The sequence below is a fragment of the Methylobacterium sp. A52T genome, from assembly GCF_053346095.1.
In genome coordinates, this window is record NZ_JBKFBI010000195.1 from 1 (window position 1) to 8,370 (window position 8,370).

The window sequence follows — 8,370 nt, forward strand, 5'->3', positions numbered from 1 at the left end:
CCGCCCCGTCGGCCAGTCCGCGCCCGTCCCGGATCCGGAGCCGCGGCGCCCCGTCCTGGCGGCCAGCCGCCCGGCGCGTGCCCGGCCGATCCCGGCCGGGAACCTGCTCGGCGTGCGTCCCGAGGGCTGGGAGCCCGCGGAGACCGAGATGCTCACGGTCACCGAGCCGGAAGCGGTCCGCGACGCGGTCGAGACCTTCCTCGCCCTCGACGCCCGCACGGCCGCGCGGCCGATCATCGCCGACCCGGCCGAGGCGTCGCTGGTGCGTGTGGTGACCCGGCTGTTCGCCCGCCGCGGCGCGCTGCGGGTCGAGTTCCGCCGCCGGGCCGGCGCGGTGGTCGCCGGGACGCTTCACCTGTGCGCCGGCGCCAACGCCGTGCCCTGGCGGCGCGCCCGGGCCTGAGCGGTCAATCCGCCGCGTCCGGGGCGCCTGTCGACGGGGGCGGCCGACCCTAGCTGGCCGACATGACCCGCGACCTGCCCCACGGCGTTCGACCCGCTCCGCGCCGGAAGGCGGCCGCACGGACGGCGCCGCGCTCGCGCGGGGCGGGCGAAGCCGACCGGGTGGCCGCCATCCTCGCGCGCCTCGCCGAGCGGGATCCGGATCCGAAGGCCGGATTCGACCGCACCGACCCGTTCCGCCTGCTCGTGACCGTGCTGCTCTCGGCCCAGTCCACAGGCCCGACCGTCTCGCGGATCGCGGACGCGCTGTTCGCCGAGGCCCGCGATCCCGCCGCCATGGCGGCCCTGGGGGAGGCCCGGATCACCGAGATCGTCCGGCCGGTCGGGCTCGGGCCCTCCAAGGCGCGCAACATCGTCAGGCTGTCGGCGGTCCTGATCGCGGAGCACGGGGGCGCCGTGCCGCGCAGCGCCGCGGAGATGCGCCGCCTGCCGGGGATCGGCCGCAAGAGCGCCGAGGTCACGGCGAACTTCGCCTTCCACGAGCCGGTGATCGCGGTCGACACCCACATCTTCCGGATCGCGAACCGGATCCCCCTCGCCCCGGGCGCGACGGTCGACGCGGTGGCCGACGGCCTCGCCCGCACCGTGCCGGACGCGTTCAAGGACAACGCCCATGTCTGGCTGTTCCGGCACGGGCGCGACATCTGCACGGCCCGGAAGCCCGCCTGCCCCCGGTGCCCGGTCTCGGACCTGTGCGCGTGGCCGGGCAAGGCCACGGCCTAGAGGCTACTCGTCCTCGCCGAAGCGGTTGGCCAGCAGGGCCTCGATGGCGTCGAGGCAGCTCTCCGCGTCCGGGCCGACGGCGGTGACGGCGATGCGTGTGCCCATGGCGGCGCCGAGCGTCAGCAGGCCCATGATCGAGCGCCCGCCGACCGTCTCGCCGGCCCGGGTGACCGTCACGGCGGCGTCGTAGCGCTCCACGGTCTGCACGAACTTCGCGGAGGCGCGGGCGTGGAGGCCGCGCCTGTTGATGATCGGGAGCTTGCGGAGAAGGCCGCCCTCCGGAACCGGCGGATCGTCATCGGTCTCGAAAAGCTCGTCCATCGCCCGTGGTGTTTCCCGCCCGATCGGCGGCCCTGGCGGCCGCTCGTCCCGAACCTAAACCATTGACCGGGCGTGTCGATCCCGCAGCCCCGCGGGCGCGGTGGAACGGGCGGCTGTGTGACCGTGCCGGCTACCACTCGTACTCGGCGCCGACGCCGAGGCTGGTGCGGCCGTCGGTCCCGGCCTCGCCCTTGAGCTTGATCCGGCGGGTGACGTCGAAGTCGACCCCGACGGCGGTGTCGGCGGGCTTCGCCCCGGCCTTCACGCCGACGCTGACCCGATCCGAGATGTAGCGCGAGGCGCCGATCGCCGGCCCGCCGCTCGCGCCCGTGGAGACGTCGAGGCTGTCGAGGCCGAGGCTCTTGCGCGCCTGCTCGAACATGTCGGGACCGGCGGCGCCCCCCGAGAGCTGGGCGACGGCCTGGGCGAGCTGCAGCGCCTGGAACGGCGACAGGCCGGCCGACGCCTTCTTGAACAGGATCCGCGACAGGATCTCGTCCTGCGGCAGGACCGGATCCGAGGTCAGGGAGAATTGCGGCGCGTCCGCGAAGCCCGAGACCGCGATGCGGGCGGTCACGTCGGTGGCCTTGGTCTCGGCGACGAAGTCGAGTTCCGGCGTGGTCAGGCTGCCGGCGAAGGTCAGCCGGCCGCGGCTGAAATCCAGGCGCTGGCCGACGAGCTCGAACTGGCCGCGCCGCAGCGAGAACGCGCCGTTGGCGTTGGGCGACGCGGAGGTGCCGGTGACGCGCAGCGCGCCGCCGAGTTCCGCGTCGATGCCGCGCCCGCGCACGAAGATGCGGCTCGGCGCGTCGATCGTCACGTCGAGGGTGGCGTCGAACGGGACGGCCGGCTTGCCGCCCCGTCGCCCGGACCGGGTCGCGGCCTTCCGCTCCGCCCGCTGCGCCAGGCGCGCCTTCAGGGCCGGCGGCGTGTTGACGTGGCGGACGCCCGGCAGCGGCCGGATGGTGGCCGGCAGCCGGTCCGGAACCGCGACGTCGATCGACACGACGTTCACCCGGCCGGCGATCCGCGGCGTCCGCGCCAGCGGCCCCGCCAGCGTGATGTCCACGCTCGACACGGCCGTCATCAGCGGGCTCGAGACGAGCTCGGCCTTGTCGGCGACGACGTGGAAATTGCCCGGGAAGTCGGGCGCGAGGGAGACGCGGCCGGTGACGGAGACCTGACCGCCGTTACGGGCGGTCGCGGTCAGGCGCTCGACCACGACGCTGTCGCCGCGGCCGGTGACGCGACCCTCGATCCCGGTGAAGCGGAGCCCGTTCAGCGGATCGGTGAAGCTCCCGCCGCTCAGCACCGCCGCGCCCTGGGCCCGCGGCGCCGCGAGCGTGCCGGTGACGCCGCCGTCGATGGCGATCTTGCCGGTGACGCTCTGGCCGCCGACGCTCAGGAGGGAATTGGCGAGGGCGGCGTCGAGCGTCCCGCGCGCGCGCAGGTCGAGCGGACCCCCGGCCTCCACGGGCAGCGACCCGGAGACCGTCAGGGCGACGCCGCGCCCGGCCGTGACGCGCCCGTCCAGGCTCGCCTGACCGTCCGACAGCGTGCCCTTGGCGGTCGCGTCGATCGCCGGCAAGCCGGCCTGCCGCGTCTGCGGGGCGACGAGCTTGGCGACGCTGACCGCGTAGCGCCCCTCCGGCCGCGTCGCGGGGCCGCGGAGATCCGCCTCCCCGTCCAGGGTCCCCGAGAGGGCGAGGCTCGGCGCGGCGATCCGGGCGAGCGACAGGGGCAGCGAGCGGATCGCCACCTTGAGGTCGAGATCCCGCCCGGCGCGGCCCGCGACCGCGATGCGACCGGACCCCGCCGCGATCGACAGGCCGTCGATCACCGCGCCGCCGTCCCGGAGGGTGATCGCCGCCGGCCCGGTGAGGGCGAAGCGGTCGTTGCCGCGGGCCGCCGACAGGCGCTGGATCTCGATCCGCGTGTCCGCGGCCGGGACGACCCGCGCGGCACCGTCGAGCGTGAAGCCGCGCGCCCGGGCGGTGAGGCTCACGTCGCTGAAGGCGGGCGTGCCGTTCGCGAGGAGCCGGATCGTGTCGACCTGCTGGCCGGCGGCGATGAGCCGGTCGGCCTCGACGCGCCCGTCGAGGACCGGGTGGGCCCGCAGGTCGCGTCCCGAGAGGTCCGCGTCGAGCCGCGCGAGGGCGGTCTCGCCGTAGCGGAGGCCGGCCCCGGTGGCGCGGACGGTCACGTCCTGGCGCCCGCCGTCGCGGGCGAGGGTCAGCGCGGCGTCGAGGCGGCCCGCGACCGGTTCCGGGACCAGGGGCGCGATGTCCGTCAGGTCGCCGGCCCGCACGGTGAGCGCGCCGGCCGACAGCCACGTGTCGGCCGCGACCGTCGCCTGGCCGGCGACGGAGACCGAGCCGAGATCGAGGCCGAGTCGGTCGAGAACCCAGTCTCCCCCGACGCGCGCGAGGTGCGCGCCGCCGGTCAGCGGCTTGCCGCCGACATCGCCGCCGAGCCGGACCGTGCCGTCCGGCGCGAGGAGCGCGTCCCGCAGGACCGCCTCGACGCGCAGGTCCCGGATCGGCTTGCCGGCGGCGGTGGCGGAGGGCGCCGTCAGGGTCGCGGTCACGTCCGGATGCTCCAGGGATCCGGTCAGGCGCGCGTCGACGCCCGCCCTGCCGGTGAGGCGCCCGTCGAGATCCGCGAGGCTCTTGAGGTCGATCCTCCCGGTGACGTCCGCGCGGGTCGCCGTGGCCTCGCCCTGCAGGGTCGCGGTGACGCCGGAGCCTTCCAGGCGCAGATGGTCGAAGCCGTACCCGTCGAAGGTCTGGGAGACGCGCCCCTGGAGGCTCGGCGCGCGGCCGAGGGTGCGGTCGGCCGCCCGGATCCCGGTGACGACGCCGCTCGTCGTCACGGCGAGGTCGGCGGCGACGGCCTTGCGCGCCGGATCGCCGCTGAGCCGCGCCTTGGCGTCGAGGCTGCCCGCGAGGCCCTGGCCCGCGAGGCCCGAGAAGACGGAGAGGTCCGGCAGCGCCGCGTCCACGGTGCCGGTCAGGGTGTTCTGGCCGACCCGGCCAGCATAGGCGGCCCGCGCCGTGTCGGAATCGAGCTTGAGCGCCGCGATATCGAGAACGCCGTCGGCGCCGGTCGAGGCCCGGAGCGTCACGGTGGCCCGGCTGCCGATCGCCCGGCGCAGCGCCGGGTCGGCGAGCTTCAGGCCGTCGACCCGGCCGTCCGCCGCGATGTTGAAACGCTGCGCCGACGGCTCGCCCTGCGGGTCGATGCCGAGGCTGGCCTCGATCCGCTCGAGGCTCGAATCGCGGCTGCGCAGGGCTGCCGCGTCGAGACGGCCCCGGACGGTGGGCGCCGCCAGCGGTCCCTTGAGGCTGCCGTCGAAGACGAGCTTGCCGATCTCGGCCTCGCCGGCCCGGGTGACGTCGCCCTCCGTCGGCAGGGCGCGCGCCTGCAGCGTCAGGTCGGCGACCCGGTCGCGGGTGAGGCTGCCGCCGGCCGTCAGGCGCGCCGTGCGGGAGGTCAGCTCCAGCCGGTCGATCCGGAAGGCGCCGCTATCCGCGAAGGCGAGGCCGCCGTCGAGCTTGGTGGTGCCGGCGAAGACCGCCGCCGCCGGACCGGGCATCAGCCCCTCGATCCGGGCCGCGAGGTCGAGGGCGAGGCGCCGCTCGGCCCCGATGCGGGAGATCTTCGCCCCGCCCTTGGCGCCGATGTCGGGACCGGCCGTGAAGTCGAGCTTGGCCCCCCAGGCATCCAGTGTCCCGGTCCCGTCCAGCTCGAAGTCGATCGGCGGGGTGCCGGGCAGGTTGGCGGCCTTCGAGAGCAGGCCGCCCGCCGGCTCGACCAGGTTCGCCTTGAGTTCCAGCCGCTCGCCGTTCGGCACGAACAGCAGCGACAGCAGGAAGCGGCCCGGCGCGTCGAGGCGCTGCGCCCTCGCCTGCAGGTCGAGCCCCTCGCTGGCGGCGCCGAGCTTCGCCCGGCCCTCCGCCGACAGCCGCGCCGGCTGCCCGGCCACCGCCTCGCCCAGCGTCAGCTCGGCCAGCTTGAACCCCTTGATCTCGACCTTGACCGGCAGGTCCGGGAGGAGCCGCCCGTCGGGCTTGGCCTCGGGCGGCGGCGGTCCGGGGATCGGCCGGCGCAGCACGTCGAGATGCCCGATCTCGAGGCTGTCGACCTCCAGCCGTCCCGACAGGAGGGCGAGCCGCCGCCAGACGATGCGGGCCCGGTCGAGCTTCAGCCAGACGCCGTCGCGGTCGCTGATCGCCACGTCCCGGATCGTCGCGTCGGAGGACAGGGCGCCGTCGATGGCGCCGATCGCCACCCGCGACGAGGGTGTCGACAGGGCGCGGGACAGGAGGCCGCCGAGGACGGACTTGTCACCCTCGTCGGCGCGCGTCGCCGCGAGGGGCCAGGTCAGCAGCAGGGCGAGGCAGACCAGGACGAGCGCCAGGCTCCACCGGCCGGGACGGGCGGTCGGACGCGCGGCGCGCGGCGTGAGACCGGTTCGGAACACCATTCAGAACGCCTGCCCCAGGCTGAGATACAGGACGGCGGGACGCACGTGTCCGCCCTTGTAGGGATCGAGCGGGAAGGCGACGTCCGCGCGGATCGGCCCGATGCCGGTGTAGTAGCGCAGGCCGATGCCCACGGATTTGCGGATCTTCTCGTCGAAATCCGGCGTCGCCGAGGCGAAGGCGGTGCCCGCGTCGAAGAACGGCACCACGCCGATCGTGTCGGTGACCTTGATGCGCGCCTCGAGCGAGGCCTCCAGCAGGCTGCGGCCGCCGATCGGCAGGTTGAAGGGACCGATCGGCCCGAGGGTCCGGTACGGGTAGCCCCGCACCGAGCCGCCGCCGCCCGCGAAGAACCTGAAATTGTCGGGGATCTCCCCCAGCGGCGCGCCCGAGACCGAGCCGAAGCCGACGCGGCCGGCCAGGATCACGCGGGCCTCGTCGTCCAGGGCGTAGTAGGTGGAGCCCTGCGCCTTGGCCACGACGATGCCGGGCGAGGAGATCGCGCCGGGATAGACCGCCAGTGACGCGATGGCCCGGACGCCCCGGGTCGGGTCGAGGAGGCTGTCGGTGGAATCGTAGGTGACCGAGGCGGGCACGCCGATCAGCCGGTAATTGACCGTGCCGAGGGCGTCCTTCGACCGGCCCGCCTGGGCATCGAGCCCGATCTGCGCCGAGAACGTGTCCGAGAACCGGTGGCGGATCGCCCCCGAGACGCCCCCGCCATCCACGAGGTAGCTCTGCTGCACCTCGCGGGTGATGAAGGCGTTCGCGAGGAAATCGTTGCGCGTCCCCCACAGGGCCGGCTGGACGTAGGTCGCCGAGAGGCGTCCGCCGAGGCCGTTCGTGCCGATCCCCGCGAGCTTGCGCTGGTTGGCGAACGGGTCGTTCCCGAGACCCAGATAGTAGATGTCGGCGTCCACCCGGAAGGATTCGCCGCCACCGAACAGGTTGCGGTTGGCGTAGTAGGCCCGCACGCCCGGCCCGTCGACGGTGGAGTAGCGTGCGGAGACGCCCACGAGGTTGCGCTCGCGCTCGGTGACCGCGACGAACAGCGGCAGGTTCCCGTCGGCGTCGAGGGTCGTGCCCTCGCGGACCCGCACGCCGCCGATCCCCTCGATCCGCGCCACCGACCGGCGGATCGCCGCCACCGCCTGGGGCGAGTACGGGTCGCCCGGCTCGGCGTAGATGAAGGACCGGATGGTCGCCGGATCGATGCCCGGGGCGCCGCTGACCGTGACCGGGCCGAGGCCCGCCACCGGGCCCGGCGCCACCGTGAAGGTCACGTCCATGACGTGGGCGGAATCGTCCACCACGGGGTCGCGCGCGACCACCTTGGCGAAGGGATGGCCCTGCGCGCGGAACTGGTCGACGATCTGCGCCTCCCGCGCCAGCACCGTGGCGGAGCGCGCGGGACTATCCTCGTCGACGCGGGTGACCCGCGCGGGCAACGCGGTCTCCGGGAACGGGTAGCCCGCCGGATCGCGCACGGTGATCCGGCGCAGATGGTAGAGGGGCCCGAGATCGACCGCGATCCGCACCGGGACGAGGCCGCGGTTGCGCCACGCCTCCGCGGCACCGACCGCCGACGCCGCCTGGCCCGGCACCGGCGCGCCGTCGATGCGGATCGACACCGTTCCCTGATAGTAGCCGTAGCCCGACAGGACGTCGGCGAGCTTGGCGCGATCGGTCTCGGCCCGGCGCAGCAGGCCCTCGCCGTCGGGCGGTGGCTCCTGCCGCAGGCGATAGAGGGTCGACGTGTCCTGCAGGGCCCGCAGCACGTCGGAATCGTCCGTGCCGGTGATCCGCAGCGTGTACGGAAGCGCCGTCGCGCTCGGTGGCGGCGGCTCCGGCTCGCTGCCGAACAGGCCGAACAGGTCGAAGGCGCGCGCGGGTTGAGTCCCCGCGGCGACCAGCAGGGCCAGGGCCAGGGCGACCAGCCTCGGCGGCGATGCGCGATGCATCACCGGTCGGCCTGGACGATGAGAGGGAGCGGAGACGCGCAAACCGCGCTCTTCAGCTCCGATCGAGGTCGGCCGTGCCGCCTGCCTGTGAGATCATTGCCGCTCCCCCCTTACGCCGTATCACGACGTACCCCACCGCATCTTAAGGCCAGGTGCCCGCGAGGCCAACACCGCCAAGGTCGCGGCCCGGGGACCGCACCCAGGAACCGGTTCGGCCGTCCGCGATGAGGTTGACCGACGACGGGCTCCGACGCGCGTGATGCACGCGGCACAGGGGGGCGACCTCGGGGTGGCGCGGTGCTCGGACTCCCCTCCCCTCGCGGAGGGCAGGCCCGGTCGCGGAGCGTGTCCGCGCCACGAGGGCGTCGACGCGACGGACCGCCACAAACGCAGAACCCGCCGCGCTGTTGAGCGCGGCG

General features: G+C 74.9%; 5 protein-coding genes. 2 read left to right on the top strand and 3 right to left on the bottom strand.

The genetic code is table 11. From position 1 onward, the window contains the following. Together ACLBYE_RS28210 and ACLBYE_RS28215 are read left to right on the top strand one after the other, a co-directional pair. Positions 1-403: GNAT family N-acetyltransferase (locus tag ACLBYE_RS28210; RefSeq protein WP_447696699.1), on the top strand; the 403-nt coding region annotated here is incomplete at its 5' end. A gap of 62 nt (positions 404-465) precedes the next feature. Continuing rightward, complete coding sequence (locus ACLBYE_RS28215) at positions 466-1,185, top strand: endonuclease III domain-containing protein (RefSeq protein WP_447696700.1); 720 nt, start codon at positions 466-468, stop codon at positions 1,183-1,185. 3 nt (positions 1,186-1,188) lie between these two features. Here ACLBYE_RS28215 and ACLBYE_RS28220 read toward each other — a convergent pair whose 3' ends face one another. The 3 genes from ACLBYE_RS28220 to ACLBYE_RS28230 all read right to left on the bottom strand — a co-directional run bounded on the left by ACLBYE_RS28220 (position 1,189) and on the right by ACLBYE_RS28230 (position 7,951). After that, the gene (locus ACLBYE_RS28220) at positions 1,189-1,506 is read right to left on the bottom strand and encodes an HPr family phosphocarrier protein (RefSeq protein WP_091681076.1); all 318 of its coding nucleotides are present in this window, start codon (positions 1,504-1,506) and stop codon (positions 1,189-1,191) included. Between the two features lie 130 nt (positions 1,507-1,636). Then, positions 1,637-5,992, bottom strand: coding sequence for a translocation/assembly module TamB domain-containing protein (locus tag ACLBYE_RS28225; RefSeq protein ID WP_447696701.1), 4,356 nt, complete (start codon positions 5,990-5,992; stop codon positions 1,637-1,639). Then, on the bottom strand, positions 5,993-7,951 hold the full coding sequence (locus ACLBYE_RS28230) for an autotransporter assembly complex protein TamA (protein WP_447696702.1): 1,959 nt from the start codon (positions 7,949-7,951) through the stop codon (positions 5,993-5,995). Positions 7,952-8,370: the final 419 nt, after the last annotated feature.